Annotated in this window: 17 protein-coding genes, 1 tRNA gene and 2 pseudogenes; 11 read left to right on the top strand and 9 right to left on the bottom strand. The window is 44.9% G+C overall.

Annotated features, from left to right (window positions below; all coding sequences use genetic code 11):
* Positions 1–10: 10 nt before the first annotated feature.
* From CP943_RS07250 to CP943_RS07240, 3 genes are all read left to right on the top strand, one after another.
* Entirely contained in the window at positions 11–247 is a 237-nt protein-coding gene (locus tag CP943_RS07250; protein ID WP_048350210.1) for a hypothetical protein, read from the top strand.
* 110 nt (positions 248–357) lie between these two features.
* On the top strand, positions 358–936 hold the full coding sequence (locus tag CP943_RS07245) for a TetR/AcrR family transcriptional regulator (protein WP_023856706.1): 579 nt from the start codon (positions 358–360) through the stop codon (positions 934–936).
* A 16-nt stretch (positions 937–952) separates the two neighbouring features.
* Entirely contained in the window at positions 953–2,377 is a 1,425-nt protein-coding gene (locus tag CP943_RS07240; protein ID WP_023856705.1) for a DHA2 family efflux MFS transporter permease subunit, read from the top strand.
* A 57-nt stretch (positions 2,378–2,434) separates the two neighbouring features.
* Here CP943_RS07240 and CP943_RS07235 read toward each other — a convergent pair whose 3' ends face one another.
* On the bottom strand, positions 2,435–3,175 hold the full coding sequence (locus CP943_RS07235; RefSeq protein ID WP_026579876.1) for a 3D domain-containing protein: 741 nt from the start codon (positions 3,173–3,175) through the stop codon (positions 2,435–2,437).
* A 450-nt stretch (positions 3,176–3,625) separates the two neighbouring features.
* Here CP943_RS07235 and CP943_RS07230 point away from each other — a divergent pair, with 450 nt between their 5' ends.
* Positions 3,626–4,174, top strand: coding sequence for an IseA DL-endopeptidase inhibitor family protein (locus tag CP943_RS07230; protein WP_023856702.1), 549 nt, complete (start codon positions 3,626–3,628; stop codon positions 4,172–4,174).
* 44 nt (positions 4,175–4,218) lie between these two features.
* On the opposite strand, the gene CP943_RS07225 is transcribed toward CP943_RS07230, so the two are convergent.
* Together CP943_RS07225 and CP943_RS07220 are read right to left on the bottom strand one after the other, a co-directional pair.
* Positions 4,219–4,596: a VOC family protein gene (locus tag CP943_RS07225; protein WP_023856701.1), complete on the bottom strand. Its 378-nt coding sequence runs from the start codon at positions 4,594–4,596 to the stop codon at positions 4,219–4,221.
* A 48-nt stretch (positions 4,597–4,644) separates the two neighbouring features.
* On the bottom strand, positions 4,645–5,517 hold the full coding sequence (locus CP943_RS07220) for a DMT family transporter (RefSeq protein ID WP_023856700.1): 873 nt from the start codon (positions 5,515–5,517) through the stop codon (positions 4,645–4,647).
* Between the two features lie 91 nt (positions 5,518–5,608).
* Here CP943_RS07220 and CP943_RS07215 point away from each other — a divergent pair, with 91 nt between their 5' ends.
* Positions 5,609–6,496: a LysR family transcriptional regulator gene (locus CP943_RS07215; protein WP_105980885.1), complete on the top strand. Its 888-nt coding sequence runs from the start codon at positions 5,609–5,611 to the stop codon at positions 6,494–6,496.
* A gap of 56 nt (positions 6,497–6,552) precedes the next feature.
* Here the strand turns inward: CP943_RS07215 and cysI are convergent, their stop codons facing one another.
* Positions 6,553–8,271 carry an assimilatory sulfite reductase (NADPH) hemoprotein subunit gene (gene cysI, locus CP943_RS07210; protein ID WP_020450993.1) on the bottom strand — a complete coding sequence of 573 codons (1,719 nt, stop codon included), beginning with the start codon at positions 8,269–8,271 and terminating at the stop codon, positions 6,553–6,555.
* Between the two features lie 27 nt (positions 8,272–8,298).
* On the bottom strand, positions 8,299–10,128 hold the full coding sequence (locus tag CP943_RS07205) for an assimilatory sulfite reductase (NADPH) flavoprotein subunit (protein WP_020450992.1): 1,830 nt from the start codon (positions 10,126–10,128) through the stop codon (positions 8,299–8,301).
* Positions 10,129–10,445: 317 nt separating this feature from the next.
* Here CP943_RS07205 and CP943_RS07200 point away from each other — a divergent pair, with 317 nt between their 5' ends.
* Positions 10,446–11,336, top strand: coding sequence for a LysR family transcriptional regulator (locus CP943_RS07200; protein ID WP_020450991.1), 891 nt, complete (start codon positions 10,446–10,448; stop codon positions 11,334–11,336).
* A gap of 136 nt (positions 11,337–11,472) precedes the next feature.
* Positions 11,473–11,832, top strand: a complete 360-nt coding sequence (locus CP943_RS07195) for a hypothetical protein (protein WP_023856697.1) — start codon at positions 11,473–11,475, stop codon at positions 11,830–11,832.
* Between the two features lie 82 nt (positions 11,833–11,914).
* On the opposite strand, the gene CP943_RS07190 is transcribed toward CP943_RS07195, so the two are convergent.
* Entirely contained in the window at positions 11,915–12,493 is a 579-nt protein-coding gene (locus tag CP943_RS07190) for a maltose acetyltransferase domain-containing protein (RefSeq protein WP_105980884.1), read from the bottom strand.
* Positions 12,494–12,530: 37 nt separating this feature from the next.
* Positions 12,531–12,710 (bottom strand): hypothetical protein, encoded by a 180-nt coding sequence (locus tag CP943_RS07185; RefSeq protein WP_105980883.1) that lies wholly within the window; start codon positions 12,708–12,710, stop codon positions 12,531–12,533.
* Positions 12,711–12,882: 172 nt separating this feature from the next.
* Between CP943_RS07185 and CP943_RS07180 the strand changes: the two genes are divergently transcribed.
* From CP943_RS07180 to CP943_RS07165, 4 genes are all read left to right on the top strand, one after another.
* Positions 12,883–12,955 (top strand) — tRNA-Val (locus tag CP943_RS07180).
* A 194-nt stretch (positions 12,956–13,149) separates the two neighbouring features.
* On the top strand, positions 13,150–13,332 hold the full coding sequence (locus CP943_RS07175; protein ID WP_020450988.1) for a YolD-like family protein: 183 nt from the start codon (positions 13,150–13,152) through the stop codon (positions 13,330–13,332).
* Between the two features lie 108 nt (positions 13,333–13,440).
* Positions 13,441–14,256, top strand: a complete 816-nt coding sequence (locus CP943_RS07170) for a GAF domain-containing protein (protein WP_026579879.1) — start codon at positions 13,441–13,443, stop codon at positions 14,254–14,256.
* An 18-nt stretch (positions 14,257–14,274) separates the two neighbouring features.
* A complete protein-coding gene (locus tag CP943_RS07165) occupies positions 14,275–14,463 on the top strand; it encodes a hypothetical protein (protein ID WP_026579880.1) in 189 nt (62 codons plus the stop codon).
* Positions 14,464–14,497: 34 nt separating this feature from the next.
* Here the strand turns inward: CP943_RS07165 and CP943_RS22645 are convergent.
* Together CP943_RS22645 and CP943_RS22640 are read right to left on the bottom strand one after the other, a co-directional pair.
* Positions 14,498–14,752: pseudogene (locus CP943_RS22645) on the bottom strand (peptidoglycan-binding domain-containing protein); the annotation flags it as partial.
* Positions 14,753–14,863: 111 nt separating this feature from the next.
* Positions 14,864–15,493 (bottom strand): annotated as a pseudogene (locus tag CP943_RS22640) (peptidoglycan recognition protein family protein); the annotation flags it as partial.
* Positions 15,494–15,529 lie beyond the last annotated feature (36 nt).

Below are 15,529 nucleotides of genomic sequence, written 5' to 3'. Positions count from 1 at the left end.
GAATAGAACTGTGACGTTTATCATTTTAATGGCCGGAATGTTTCTTTTTATTCAACTCAAAAAACCGTTCCGCAAGAAAATCTTCGGCTACGTTTTTTTGGCCGTTTATTTAACGGTGCTCGCACTCTATACCATCAATTCCACTTTTGTTCACCTCATATCTGACAGCCTTTTGTCGATCTTGGCAGTGATCGCTGTGGCGCCGCTGCTTGCCGGCTTTCTGAAGCCTTCAGCGGATTCCCGGTGAACCGAATATGGACAAATCGTCCTTTTTCTAAAATAGGCCTTCAAAAAAGGTCTTTTTTTTCGTTAAAATTATATAGACCGATCAGTATAAAATCATAAGGGAATGATAGGATGGCAGAAAAAATGAGCAGCCGCGACAAAATATTGCGGGCAGCTTCACGATTGTTCCGCAAACAAGGCTACCATGCCACAGGTCTGAGCCAAATCACAGCCGAAAGCGGAGCGCCGCGGGGATCGCTTTATTATTATTTTCCCGGCGGCAAAGAAGAACTGGCGCAAGAGGCGATTCAATTAACCGGGAAAAGAATCAAAGCGTATATATTGTCAGCGATCAGCCGAGAAGCTGATCCTGTCAAGGCGTTTCAATCTTATATCCAGATGATGGCTGACGGAATCGAGGAATACATCATGGAAGAAAACGATGATATTCCGATCGTATCCGTCGCCTCAGAAACGTGGTCGTTCAGCGAAAGGCTCCGCCAAACTTGTGAACAGGTTTATCAAGACTGGCAGCTTGTCTATCAGGATAAACTGCTCCAGTCAGGCTACGCGCCGGAAACGGCCGAGACGCTGAGCGTCGCGATACAGGCGATGATTGAGGGTGCGTATGTGCTCTCAGTGACGAAAAAAAACGGTCGGCCCCTCAGTGCAGCCGCCGAACAAATTCCTTTTTTACTAAAACGATCATAAAGGGTGGGAAATGCAAATGGAACATGCTAAAAAAGGCTCCTTCATGATTATCGCCATTTTAATCGTCGGAAATTTTCTCGCTCTGATTAATGAGACGGTCATGAATGTGGCTTTGCCGAAGATCATCGACGATTTCGTCATTTCAGCGAACACGGCCCAGTGGCTGTCAACCGGATATATGCTCATGATCGGCATCGCCGTGCCGATTACTGCGTTTTTAATGCAGCGCTTTACGACAAGGCAGTTGTTTCTGTCTGCGATGACATTATTTACGGCGGGAACCTTTCTGGCCGGAATCGCTCCGGTCTTCCCGCTCGTTCTCGCCGGACGGATCATCCAAGGCTCAGGTACAGGTTTGATACTGCCGCTTGTGATGAATGTGATATTGACTTTGATTCCGCCGCAAAAACGCGGAACGATGACCGGAATCCTAACGCTCGTTATTTTATTTGCCCCGGCGATCGGTCCGGTCATCTCAGGCTATATTGTCGAGCATTATTCATGGCGCGTTGTTTTCTTCATGATGCTGCCAGTATCGGTTTTCATGATTTTTTATGCGGCGTTCCGCCTGAAAAATGTAACCGAACTGACGTATCCGAAAATTGACATATTATCTATTCTTTTATCGACTGTCGGGTTTGGCGGAATCGTTTTCGGCTTCAGCAACGCCGGGGAAGCTGCGGGCTGGAGCAGTCCGAAAGTGATCATCGGACTGGCAGCCGGTGTCATCGGATTAATATTGTTCGTCATGCGCCAGCTCAAATTGAAAGTGCCGATGCTTGATATGAGGCCGTTTCAGTCAAAAATATTTTCCGTCTCGGTTATCCTGATGTGGATCGTGATGATGCTACAGTTTTCGATGATGCTGATTTTGCCGCTTTACTTCCAGATGGCGCTTGAGCTGTCACCGCTTTATACAGGCATTCTTATGCTGCCGGGCGGCCTTGTCCTGGCGATGACATCTCTTGTTGCAGGACGCCTGTTTGATAAGCTTGGCTTTAAACCGCTGTTGATCACCGGGTTGATCATTGTGATTGCCGTCCTTTCGCTGTTTACGAATATTTCAAGCGATACGCCGATGGCGGCGGGAATGATGCTGTACGCCGGCTTCACACTCGGCGTCGGGTTAACGATGGCTCCGATCATGACGCTCGGTTTAAACCAGGTGCCCAAACCGCTGTACCCGCATGGCTCGGCGATTATGAATACGGTCAATCAAGTGTCAGGGGCCATCGGTCCGGCATTGTACACGACAATTCTGACGACCGTTTCGAATCGCTTTATCGCGCATTCTTCAGGAGCCAGCCGTCAGGAGCTGCACATGCAAGGTATGACAGAAGGCGTTCATATGGTTTATTTCGTAGCCATCGTCTTTGCAGCAGCTGCTCTTGTGATTTCGGTTTTTGTGAAAAGCAGTCGCGGGGAACATCATCCAGCATAAACATCGATCCATCAAAAAAATGCAGGAGGCATGAAGCGCCTCCTGCATTTTTTGATATTAGTTTAAAATTTTGACCTTTACGGTTTTGACGCCCCAATTGAAAGCGTCTTTTTTATCTGGAATAAATACGTCTATTTTATGGCCTTTAATGGCGCCTCCGGTGTCTTCAGCCGTCGCTTCGCCGTAGCCTTCCACATATACTTTCGTACCGAGCGGAATCACGCTTGGATCAACCGCGATGACTTTTGCATCACGGTTCGCATTCAGGTCGACTCCCGTTTTTGTGATGCCTGAAATGCCCCCGTCATTTGCCGTATACGCAGTTGCTGTCACTGTGATTTCCTTTTGCACGTTGACAGGCTGATCGTTTTGTTTTTGCGCGGACTCTTGTTTCACAGGCGCTGCAGCAGCAGCCTCTCCTGCTTCTCCATTTATCGCAATCGTTTGCCCTGCAATAATCAGGTCCGACTTCAGATTGTTCCGTTTTTGAAGATCGCTTACAGTTACACCGAACTCTTTTGCGATTTTTGAGAGCGTGTCCCCTGGCTGAACGGTGTACTGCTTTTCTTCAGATTTTTCTTCTTGAGAAGAAATGTTCAGCTTTTGACCCGGTAAAATCAGATCTGATGAAAGCTGATTCCATTTTTTTAAGTCCTTGAGGTTCATTCCGTAGTTTTGAGAAATCCCCCAGAGCGTGTCTCCTTTTTGAACTTCGATTTCTTTTGCTGAGGCAGTCGCTCCGAATGCAGTCGCCGACATAGCTGCGGCTGCAGCCAAGGACATGATTGTCTTCTTCATAAGTTAAATCCTCCCTTGTTAGCCCTTTTGAAACTAACAGGGAAAATCGTAACACAGCAAAATGTCACCGCTATGACAGATTGATGCGAATTTCGTTACAGATTTTTTACTGATAAAGTTTGATTTTATGTAAAATTCTGATTTTCAACAACATGATTCCTTTATGTTTCAGACGTCCTCTTTCCTGCTCTTGACGCTGGTTCAAGCTGGAATTCTTTTTCAGTATAAGATGTTTTTTCAACATGGGGCTTTTGTGTTTATGAGAAGAGAAATTCGGGAAAACGAATCAATAGACGTAATTTATTTTCCTAAACATATAACCCCAGTCGCTTTTATGTCGTCATATATTAGAAAACAGCGGAGGAAAATTTTTCTCGCAAATCTCTTGTAATCCATCTGTAATTATTGTAACATTTGTAACATAAGAGATATATTTAAGGAGAGAGGAACATGAAAAAGTTAATCGTTTGTTTATTAGCTGTTTTACTCATCTTACCTGCCGGAGCATCTCTCGCAGCGAAAAACCAAACATCAGGGAATTTAACAAATAAACAAGTCATGCAAATGACTTTGCAGGCACGGGAGCACTTTTGGAATACGATGAGCGGCCACAATCCAAAAGCGAAAAACTCAACTTGCCAAACCAAAACATTTGAATACCGCGGTCTTCCATATACGTATATGTGCAGTGAATTCAGCACAAAAGCAAAGTTAACAGATTACTTGGCACCGGTTTTCACAAAAGACGCCATTAAAAAAGGATTTGAAAAATACAACATTATGTCTTATAAAGGAAAAATGGCCGTTCCTGTCGGCGATGGGGACAACCTCTTAGGATGGGACAAAGCAACAATCAAACTGATTTCTCAAAAAAACAATACCCGCACCTATGAATTTTCCGTACCGGCATTGGATGGATCAGTGACTGCGAAAAGAAAGATCACGTTTGTGAAAGAAGACAACAAATGGAAAATCAATCAGCTCGATGCTGCCATCTAAACGAAAAAAGCTAATGTCTAAAAACGGACATTAGCTTTTTTCCGTCAAACGGTCAGCTCAACGATGTTGCCGTCAGGATCCAGGATGACGCTTTCATAATACCCGTCACCCGTGACGCGCGGCTTTCCGGCAACCTGGTATCCTTCCTTTTCAAAGCGGCTCGTCATCTCGTCAACCTCTTGCCGCGACCCTAAGGAAAACGCCATATGTGCATAGCCGGAAGCGTTTTCCTCTCCTTTTGCAAGGTCGGGACGTCTCATCAGCTCAAGCCGTGTTCCCGATTCAAACTGAATGAAATAGGATTCGAAATGCTTTTTCGGATTGACGTATTTTTCATTCGCCTTTCCGTGAAAAAACCGGGTATAAAAGTCTTTCATTTCCTCTAAATTGTTCGTCCATATAGCGATGTGTTCGATTTTCATAAAATCTCCCTCCCATTTCATCATACCATATAGACCCTCTGCCTTTTTTTACACCTTTTTAAATTGATAAGTATTCATAAAAATCCCGATGCAGATCATGAAGGCGCCGATCAGGATGCTGATTGTGACCGGTTCATGCAGCTGCAGCCAGCCGAATAAAAGGCCTAATACGGGAACAAACATTAAAGCCATCGATGCTTTTGACGCTTCGATTTGATTCAGGATCCAAAACCAAATGACGAACGTCAAAGCCGTAGAGAATAAACCGTTAAATAAAAGAGATAAGATCGCTTCATTTGACCAGTGAATCGGCCGGGACGGTTCCAGTATAAAAGAGAAGATCAATAACATCACCGCCCCTGTGAGAAGCTGCCATGCATTCATATGAATCATATCTGTATCTTTAAATTTCAGTTTGCTGTATACATTGGCGATGCCCCAGCTGAGCGCTGCGATTAAAACACAAAGCTCTCCAAATATGACATTTTGATCAACATGCAGAATCCCTCCTCCTAATATAAACAAAAGACCGATCAACCCGGAAAATAAACCGAGCATTTTATACACATTGATTTTCTCGTTTAATTTAAAATGACTGATGACAGTGACAAAAATCGGCATGGTATACACCAATACAGACGTTTTTCCCGAATCGACAAACTGCATGCCGTAAGTTAACACCCCCATATAACCTAAACCCATCAATAAACTCATCACCAGATAATGCTTGATATTCTCCTTTCCTATTGAACGCTTCCTTCCTTTGATCAAGAGAATTACAAACAAAGGAACGGCTCCAATGAACAGCCGCAGTGCCGAAAATAAAACAGGGGGAATGTCAGTGATTGCGATTTTCATCGTCACCCAGGTATACCCCCAAATAAGTGTTACAGAGATGATCCCCAACAGTACTTTAAACATAAACCGTCACCTTTCTTCTTTGTTTCATGTACAGCATATGCTATATTGGATGATAACTGAAATACATTTTTATTATCGGAGGTATAACCATTTGGTTATGAACATGAACAGCCTTCACATCTTTGTGAAAGTCGCGGAGACACTAAATATGACAGAAGCCGCCAACGAGCTGTATATTTCACAGCCGGCCGTGAGCAAAGCCATAAAAACCATGGAAACGTCGCTCGGGGTCAAATTGTTGATTCGGGATAAACAGAACAAGTTAAAGCTTACTGACGCGGGAATGGAAATCGCCGTACTGGCCAGACAGATGATTGTGATTGAAAACAAAATATACCAGGTGGCCGATCAAGAAAATCATCTGCTCAGGGGGAAAGTCAAAGTTGGCTCGTTCCCCGCCGTCTCAGCGAATATTTTGCCGCAGGCTATCGCCTCCTTCAAGTCAAAGTATCCGCTCGTACAAATCGAGCTGGTCGAAGGAACCTCCGACCAAATCAAGCAATGGGTCGAAACACGCCTGGTTGATTTAGGCATCGTCGCCTCTCCCTTTGACGGTTTCGAAAGTCAAGTATTGTTTCAAGACCGGATGGCGGCCGTCATCCCTGAGCAATATCATCACTTAAAAGACGCACCTTTCATTGATCTGAAAAAACATCAAAATGAATTGATCTTTTGCAAGGGCGGGCACGAAGTCGCGGTATCTCAAATCTTTCAAAAACACCGCCTCGAATTAAAAGAAAATCTGACTGTGCAAAACGCGGAAACATTGGTCAATATGGTCAATAACAACTTGGGGATCGGCTTGATTTCTAACTTTTCGCTTTCCTCCGTATCCCATCGGTTGATCAAAAAAGACATCTCTCCTCAAATTATCCGCGAGGTCGGCATGATTACACCCTCATTTGAAGAAGCAACACCGGCGGCTGCCGAGTTTATGAAAATGATCATCGAGTCGGAAACGGTTCGATCATTTTCGTAAACAGAAAACGCCTCAGCACCGATCAAAGGGCTGAGGCGTTTTTTAAAAAATGCTCATCAATCATGGAAATTCGTTCCGTCCGTCGTTTCTTTAACAATTCCGGCGCGGATGACGAAATCTCCGAAATGTTCTCCTTCATTGCGTTCTTTCGCATAGCGCGGAAGAATGTCGCGAAGTTCTTTTAAAATTTCTTCTTCACCGATGTTTTCCCGGTACATTTTACTTAGACGGCTGCCGTCAAAAGCGGCGCCGAGGTACATGTTGTACTTGCCAGGGGCTTTTCCGATGAAGCCGATTTCGCCGAGCGCATGGCGGGCGCAGCCGTTCGGGCATCCCGTCATGCGGATGGTAATCTCTTCATTCTTCAAGCCGTTTTCTTCAATGATTTCATCAATTTTGTCAATCAGCTTTGGCAAATATCGTTCCGCTTCGGCCATCGCCAATCCGCACGTCGGCAGTGCGACGCATGCGATCGAGCTGCGGCGGAGCGCTGTATAATGCCTGCCGTCAGTCAAACCAAACTGTTCGATCAGTTCGCTGATCTTTTTCTTCTTTTGGCTTGTGACATTGGCAATGATCAAGTTTTGATTGGCTGTGAGGCGGATATCGCCGGTATGAACTTTGGCGATCTCCCTTAAGCCGGTCATCAGCTTGTAATCATCATAATCAGTGACGCGGCCGCCCTCAACAAACATTGTAAAGTGCCATCTTCCGTTTACACCCTTTACCCAGCCGTAGCGGTCGCCGTTATGCTCGAAATGATACGGCTTTGCTTCAGCGAGGCTCCAGCCGAGGCGGTTTTCCAGCTCGTTTTTGACCGTTTCCAAGCCGAGGCGGTCAATTGTGTACTTGAAGCGGGCATTTTTGCGAACCGAGCGGTTTCCGTAGTCCCGCTGAATCGTAATCGTTTTTTCGGCGACATCATATAACTGATCAGGCTTGCAGAAGCCAATGACTTTGGCAAGCTGCGGATACGTTGCTTTGTCTCCATGGGTCATGCCCATGCCGCCGCCGATCGCGACGTTGAAGCCGATGAGTTTGTCATCCTCCACAATCGCGATAAACCCAAGATCCTGGGAAAATACGTCGATATCATTTGACGGCGGAACGGCGATGCCGATTTTGAATTTCCGCGGCAGATACAGCGGTCCGTACATCGGTTCGACTTCTTCCGCATCAGGCGTGCCGGCCACTTTTTCTTCATCAAGCCAGATTTCATGATACGCACGTGTGCGCGGCAGGAGGTCATCACTCAGCTTTTTCGACCATTCATACACTTCTCTGTGGATTTCTGATTGATACGGATTGGAAGCGCACATGACGTTCCGGTTAACATCCCCGCATGCTGCAATCGTATCCAGCATGGCTGAATGGATCGATTGAATCGTTTTTTTCATGTTCCATTTTAAAATGCCGTGCATTTGGAAGGTTTCCCGGGTTGTCAGCTTCAATGTGCCATTTCCGTATTTCCGGGCAAGCTCATCCATGACAAGCCACTGCTCAGGCGTTGCGACACCGCCCGGCATCCGGACGCGCAGCATGAACTGATACGCCGGCTCAAGCTTTTGCTTTTGACGCTCATTGCGGAGATCGCGGTCATCCTGCAAATAGCTGCCATGATGCTTCATCAGACGGTTGTCGTCATCGGAAATTCCGGCTGAAAGCGGCTCAAGCATCGATTCCTTCAGGGTGCCGCGCAAATAGTTGCTTTCTTTCTTAATGCGTTCTACATCACTCGGCGGGCCTTCAGGCGCTTTTAATATTTCGTTCCCCATGTTGAAAAAGTCCCCTTTCAATCAAAATCAGTATACATCGCGCTGATAACGTTTTTGCTTTTTCATTTCTGCCAGATAGGCTTCAGCTTCCTCGCGGCTTTTGCCGCCTTCTTTTTCGATAATTTCAAGCAATGCGTTCTGAACATCTTTGGCCATGTTGTTCTTGTCGCCGCAAACGTAGAAAGTCGCTCCTTCTTCAAGCCACTCAAACAGTTCTTTGCTGTGCTCAAGCATGCGGTGCTGTACATATACTTTTTCTTCCGTATCCCGCGAGAACGCGACATCCATTTTTGTCAGCACGCCGTCACTCAGCCACTTTTGCCATTCTGTCTGATATAAGAAATCGGTGACGAAGTGCTGGTCGCCGAAGAACATCCACGATTTCCCCGGTGCTCCGGTTTCTTCGCGCTCCTGCATAAATGACCTAAACGGCGCAACACCTGTGCCCGGACCGACCATGATAATCGGAGCCTCCGGATTTTCCGGCAGCTTAAAGTTTTTATTCGGCTGAATAAAAACAGGCAGCGTGTCGCCAGGCTGAAGGCGTTCAGCACATAAAACCGAGCAGACCCCTTTTCGGTCTCTGCCGTGCGTATTGTAGCGGACAGCGCCGATCGTCAAATGCACCTCATCCGGATTTGCAGCGAAGCTTGATGCGATCGAATAAAGACGCGGCGGAATTTTTCGAAGAATCGAAACAAAATCCTGCGGAGCTACTGCGATCGGACCGAAATCCTGAACGAAATCAATCAGGTCGCGGCCTGCGATATATGCTTTTAATTGATCCGCGTTTTCCTGAGCGACAAGCTCGCGCAGCTTTTCATTTGCAATGAGTTCTGCCGCCTGCTGAATAAATTTTTTTGTCAGCACCGTAATTTCATAGTAAGAAGTCAACGCTTCTTTCAGGGAAAGGTTTTCCCCTTGATCAACCGTGACGGTAGCATTCGGATCCCATTTCAGCTCGGCCAGCAGCATGTTCACGAGTTCCGGGTCATTTTCCGGAAAAATGCCGAGCGCATCGCCAGGTTCATAAGTCAGGCCTGAGCCTTCGAGCGATAATTCAAGGTGGCGCGTTTCTTTATTTGATCCGCGGCCGTTTAAATTCAAATTTTCCAGCACTTCCGCTCTGAACGGATTTTTTCTCGAATATACCGTTTCTCCTCCTGCTGCTTGCGGTGCTGCCGTTTGAGCAGGTGCTGAGCTTGCGCCCTGTTCCTGTCCTTCGTTTAAGCTTGAGATGACACCCTCAAGCCATGCTGCAGCCGGTTCATCATAATCGAGATCGCAATCGACGCGCGGATGGAGCCTTGTGCCCCCCAGCTCACCAAGCCGCTGATCAAACTCTTTTCCGGTCTGGCAGAAAAATTCATACGACGTGTCGCCAAGAGCCAGCACAGAATAACGGAAATCATCGAGCTTCGGAGCCCGTCTGCCATGGAGAAATTCATGGAATGACAGCGCGTTGTCCGGCGGATCCCCTTCTCCGTGCGTGCTGACGACGATGAGAAGGTTTTTTAATTTTTTCAATTGGTTCGGCTTAAAATCGCTCATTGCAGAGACGGTAACTTGAAAGCCCCGTTCTGTAAGCGTCTTAGCCGCGTTTTCAGCAAGTCCCTGTGCATTTCCTGTCTGCGACCCGAATAAAATGGTCACTTCTTTGGAAACAGGCTGGGCCGGACTTGCAGCCGGAGCTTCCGCCGGCAATGTTTCAAGCGCCGCCGCGGCATCGGCGGTTTGCACAGCCGCCAGATAACCGCTCAGCCAGGCTTTTTGTGATGCCGTCAAAGTTGGCAGAAGGCGGTTGAGGAGCTCTGCCTGCTCCTGGTTAAAAGGACTGTTCATTACCTGAAGTTGCAACGATATCCACCTCACTAAGGAATAAAAAAATTATGACTTGTTTGAAACGGAAAAGGATTACATTCATCATATATCCACTATTCCTATAAATCAAATCGGTTTTATTGACGCAAAACATCTGTCGATCACGGCTTTGCTGCAAAGAAATATTGTAAGCGCTCACTCACCACGTCCCCTTTACCGCTCGGCGTCAGCCTGCTTCAAACCAAACATTCCTAAAAAAGATTCTAATTTAAAGTTTACTGGAATACTCAACATTAGTAAAATATATATTAATTATCACAGCTATTAAAATTTTTAATAAAGGAGAGATTCGTGTGCATTATGATGCGCTGAAGACATTCGTTACCCTTGCAGAAGTCAAAAATTTCACAAAAACGGCCGAGCTTCTTCTCATGTCACAGCCGAGCGTGAGCATGCACATTAAAAATCTTGAAAAAGAGTTCCAGACGAAATTATTTGAACGCTCTCCGAAATATTTGAAAATCACGCCGACCGGTGAAATTTTATACGACCGCGCCAAACAAATGATCACCATATATGAACAAACGCGGCAGGACATTCTCGATCACCACAACTCGATCAAAGGCGAGCTGAAAATCGGTGCAAGCTTCACAATCGGCGAATACATTTTGCCATCGCTCTTGTTCGACCTTCAAAAAGAATATCCTGAGCTCGAACTCAAGGCGGTCATTGGAAACACGGAAGAAATCGTGCAGTCCGTCCGCCTGTACAAAGTGGACATCGGCTTGATCGAAGGCCAGACAAATGAAAAAGAGCTTTCTGTCCACGCCTTTATGCAGGACGAATTGTTTATCACCGCTTCAAGTAATCACCCGCTTGCCGCCAAACAGGACGTGACAATGGCCGATCTGCAAAATCAAACATGGGTAACACGCGAAGTCGGCTCAGGTACACGCGAATACTTAAACCATGTCATCCGTTCAAACGGTTTGAAAGTCAAGTCGTTTCTGACGATCAGCAGCAACCAGGGGATCAAAGAAACGCTCATGACAGGCATCGGCCTGTCACTCCTGTCTGAAAGCGTCATTGAAAGAGACGTGCAGCATGGAAACCTTTCCGTGATCCGGCTGAAAAATCAAACCTTTACCAGGACGCTTTCATATATATATTCACCCGTCATGCAAGACAAAAAAAATGTAAAAACCTTTATTAACGCTTTGAACCAAAGAACAGCTTCGGAATGATGATCCGTTCTTCCTGCCCGCTTCACGAAATGTTTGTTTTCGTTTGTCCAATGTGTGAATCATCACTGGAAACGATTGACTGCCGGCTGGAGATGCCATATCCTGGAACTATCACATAGGAAAAGAGATGATGGTTATGAAGTGGTTAAGTAAAAGTTTAGTTGCTTCATCATTACTGGCAGGTATGCTTGCTGTTTCGGGAAGTCCCATGCATGTACAAGCCCAGGAACTCTCTAAAACTGAAAGTCTCTCTTCTCACGCATCTGCACAAGGAATCTTCGCCCCTCAGGCGATCGTCATCAACAGGCCGATGAAAGTCGGACAGGAAGATCAATACGTCGGCATTTCAAACGTGTCCTACAGCGGCAGCGCCATTACCGTCAGCGTCACCTCGGACCGCGTGTACGTAAAAGCCGTCAGCCCAGGCAAAGCGACATTTTCGTATCTCAATTCATTGGGACAGCTGGTCATCAACAATATTACGGTCACCCGATAACACTTAAATCCGCGGGAGAAATCTCCTTCCCGCGGATGTTTGATCAACTCCAACATTCACCGCGTCTATATAAAAACACCAATCACATAGAATTGGTGTTTTTGCCGTCAACGTATTTAATTATTTTCGCCGGATTGCCGCCGACGATGGCATTGTCCGGGACATCTTTTGTCACGACGGCTCCGGAAGCTATCACTGCATTGTCGCCGACCTTGACGCCGGGATTGATGACCGCTCTGCCGCCAATCCAGACGTTCCGTCCGATGATGACAGGTATCCCGTACTCCGCACCGCTTATCCTTTCGGACGGATCGAGCGGATGGGTCGCCGTATAAATATGAACGCCCGGTCCGAGCATACAATGATCGCCTATCCGGATTTCGCATACATCGAGGAAAACACAGTCAAAATTGGCGAAGAAATTTTCCCCGACATGTATGTTAAAGCCGTAATCACAGCGAAACACCGGTTCGATGTGGAGCGTTTCCCCTGTTGAACCAAACAGCTCTTTGATCAGCTTGGTCCTTTTATTGTCGTCGATTTCGTTCGAATGGTTGAATTCATTCGTAATGTTGCGCGCCTTGAGTCTGTCATGGCACAGCACCGGATCAGAAGCAAGATAAAGCTCTCCGTCCAGCATTTTTTGCTTTTCTGTTTTCATTGGTTTTTTAGTCTCCTTAACTGCATTTTGATATTGGCTACATCAATTGCAACACGAGATTGAACACTTTTACAATAAAATAGACATTGATGAGCAGCAAAAGCAAGATAACAGCCTTCCGCTTCTCATGTTTAATTTCATAAACGAATTTCCACATAAAAAAGATTGCTAAAAATACGATTAAAATACTATCAACACTTTTAGGTATCAGATCCATCCAATTCTGCTCCCTTTTGACTTCTATATAAGACAATATTTTCATAACGCGCGGCGTACTGCAAGACTCTTTCCCAGTTCTCAAAAAAAAATCGAAAAACTATTGACGAATCCATCTAATCTGCATATAATAGAACTTGTCAGCAAAACAAATACCCAGTGTTACATACCATGATTCCGTAGCTCAGCTGGGAGAGCGCTACCTTGACAGGGTAGAGGTCGCTGGTTCGAGCCCAGTCGGAATCATACCAACAAACCCTTGTATATCAAGGGTTTGTTTTTTTATGCATTACTTTAAATACGCCCTGATGAATTGAATTGTTGGCGAATTGTTGGCAAAAAACTTCTTTAATCAATGACATTGATGCTGCTGGAGCATGTCAGTTTGCTTCGAGAATTAGAAACTTACCACAATAGAGTGAAAAAAGCCGGTTCTTGATATGGCCCAAATAAAAGACACGGAACGTGTTATATGCGAGGCGATGGAATTCAACTCGGTTCTGATCATTAGTGTATACAGAGACGGTTTTATTGAAGAAGTAACAGGACATGTTAATTATATAGATGAAGTAAAACAGAGGCTGCTGCATGTGAAGTATTTAAAAGGGATACAAATTTTATGAATCTGTTTAATGTGATTTACGCAAAGTTTAAAATAAGACCAAGTAAATTTCTCCCCGAAAATTTGTCCAAATAATGTTATAATGAAGAAAAAGAAGGGTATGCAAACTATGGGAGATATTGTTTCAGCTTTTTTGGACAAGAGTCCACCTTGGTTTTTTATCATTTCTAGTATTATTCTAATTGTTATACTCATAATTATCGGTGTTTTTGTATATATTGCTGTAAAACGATTTGCTGATAATGCAAATAAAGAAAATAAGGTTATCAAGCTTTTAGAAGAAAGAGAAACACTTAAAAATGAAAATCTGCACAATAAGCTACTTACAGAACAACTAACTGTCGCTATCTCCAATGCTAAAACCTTTGTCGATTTGTTAGTGTTAATACAAAAAAACCGATCAGGTTCGACTGGCGATGATGTACTACATGCCATCAATAAAATTTTGGAGGGACTTACCGCTGTCATTAAAACTGACATTGGCGAAATGCACAGATGCGGGTTTTGGATAAATGATGACACAGGTCTTAGGTTACTTTGTGGAAGTTCGGGCTTTCCTCTTGATTATCCGGGTAATAGAGTTTTAGATATAAATCACTCTATAGCTGGACGATGTTTTAGAAAATCAGAATCAATAAATATTGTTGATGTGACCAAAGATGCTGACTGGAAAGAATCAGATTCTTCTAATACATATAGCTCACTGATATGTATTCCAATAAGTGAATGGGGAGTTGTTACCATTGACGCAAAAAGAGAAATGAGTGATAATACGTTACAAATAGGACAACTTTATTGCTCTATTATAAGTGGCATTTTAGGTGAATATTACGAACTTGTACAAGATGAAGATATTGGTGACCAAAACCTTGACAGAGATTTCGATGATTTTGTTGATGAAGTTGCTGCTAATGTTGAATCTTAATCTAAGGAGTTGATTAAATTGAACAGCAAATATACACTCCAAAAAACAGCAATAACCAAGCTTTTTAATGACAATAAAATTTCAAAAGAAGATTTGGAACTGATGTTAGCAAAACTTGAAAGAGAAGCAGACTTGATAGATCAACAAAAGAACAAACGAAAAGAATTAATTAAAAAAGCTCGATATAGAATATTCGAACATGTTTAAAAACCCCTTCCACTTTAGAAGGGGTTTTTTATTTCTATTTTAATAAAGTTTTAAGCTTTGCTTTAGTGTCAGATCCATAAATGCCATCTGCAGACAACCCGTGCATTAACTGGAAACGTTTGACTGCGTTCGCCGTTTTCGGTCCGTAATAACCATCTATGCCGTTATTCTTCGCTCCTTTGTCTGGATAGAAATAGAGGGCAGCTAGAGCCTCTTGAATCTGTCGGACGCCTGTCCCTTTCATCAGTGGGCTTTTCACCTTATAGATGCCAGACGGCAGCGGGTAGGATGTTTTTTTGCCGTTAGAGGAAGGCTTTTTCTTTTTCGCTCCAATGGCTGCAAGGGCCTTTTCCGTTGCTGGACCGTAAATTCCATCCACCGCGATACCCGCTTTCTTTTGTAACGCTTTGACAGCTTGCACCGTTTCATTTTCGTAAGACCCATCAGCCCCGTATTTCGGCAGTGAGAAGCCAGCGGCAATCAAACGTTTCTGCAGCGCCTTGACCTGGGAACCGGACGCCCCTTTTTTCAGAATGGTCCCTGTGGATTTGCTTGACTGGCTCGTTGATGATGTTGTCTTTGACACCGTTTTATTTCCAAGCAGGGAATCGACTTTTTTCCTGAATGTCGTCAGCTGGCTGGAATCGCTCACCCACGGTGCCGGACAAATTTTGTTTGTTACATCGTAATGGCGGACGATTTTGTTAGTAGAAAGACCGTAACGCTTGCACAGGTCGGCAACCAATTCAGCGGCATTCTGAACCGTTTCACTGTGAATCATGCCGTCTTTTTCGACACACATTTCAACGCTGATTGACTTTGTGTTGGCGTTCGGTTTAAGAAAACTCACATAACAGCGGTTTTTATCATGTGCATGGTACGCGACTTCATTTTCAGGAATGATGTGCTGCGCTTCTTTACGGTCCACAAAATAATGAGCTGAAGCTTTGCGTTTAATGGCTATACATGTGCCATTGAAGTAATCCCTCTCATTCAATGCAGAAGCGCCCGGCGTCGCCGTATAGTGCATGACAATCCCTTTCACTCCTGCCAACTTCAGCCCTGG

The sequence above is a fragment of the Bacillus paralicheniformis genome (assembly GCF_002993925.1).
Lineage (GTDB): Bacteria > Bacillota > Bacilli > Bacillales > Bacillaceae > Bacillus > Bacillus paralicheniformis.
The sequence above is the reverse complement of the archived record's forward strand: the minus strand, read 5'-3'. Positions and strand labels throughout refer to the sequence as shown.

What these genes read in the sequence shown, in the direction of transcription:
- CP943_RS07220 (WP_023856700.1), bottom strand. Translation starts at nt 5,517, where the DNA reads ATGTTTAAAGTACTGTTGGGGATCATCTCTGTAACACTTATTTGGGGG.
- CP943_RS07230 (WP_023856702.1), top strand. Translation starts at nt 3,626, where the DNA reads ATGAAAAAGTTAATCGTTTGTTTATTAGCTGTTTTACTCATCTTACCT.
- CP943_RS07175 (WP_020450988.1), top strand. Translation starts at nt 13,150, where the DNA reads ATGGCCCAAATAAAAGACACGGAACGTGTTATATGCGAGGCGATGGAA.
- CP943_RS07190 (WP_105980884.1), bottom strand. Translation starts at nt 12,493, where the DNA reads ATGAAAACAGAAAAGCAAAAAATGCTGGACGGAGAGCTTTATCTTGCT.
- CP943_RS07235 (WP_026579876.1), bottom strand. Translation starts at nt 3,175, where the DNA reads ATGAAGAAGACAATCATGTCCTTGGCTGCAGCCGCAGCTATGTCGGCG.
- CP943_RS07195 (WP_023856697.1), top strand. Translation starts at nt 11,473, where the DNA reads ATGAAGTGGTTAAGTAAAAGTTTAGTTGCTTCATCATTACTGGCAGGT.
- CP943_RS07185 (WP_105980883.1), bottom strand. Translation starts at nt 12,710, where the DNA reads ATGGATCTGATACCTAAAAGTGTTGATAGTATTTTAATCGTATTTTTA.
- CP943_RS07245 (WP_023856706.1), top strand. Translation starts at nt 358, where the DNA reads ATGGCAGAAAAAATGAGCAGCCGCGACAAAATATTGCGGGCAGCTTCA.
- CP943_RS07170 (WP_026579879.1), top strand. Translation starts at nt 13,441, where the DNA reads ATGGGAGATATTGTTTCAGCTTTTTTGGACAAGAGTCCACCTTGGTTT.
- CP943_RS07240 (WP_023856705.1), top strand. Translation starts at nt 953, where the DNA reads ATGGAACATGCTAAAAAAGGCTCCTTCATGATTATCGCCATTTTAATC.
- cysI (WP_020450993.1), bottom strand. Translation starts at nt 8,271, where the DNA reads ATGGGGAACGAAATATTAAAAGCGCCTGAAGGCCCGCCGAGTGATGTA.
- CP943_RS07225 (WP_023856701.1), bottom strand. Translation starts at nt 4,596, where the DNA reads ATGAAAATCGAACACATCGCTATATGGACGAACAATTTAGAGGAAATG.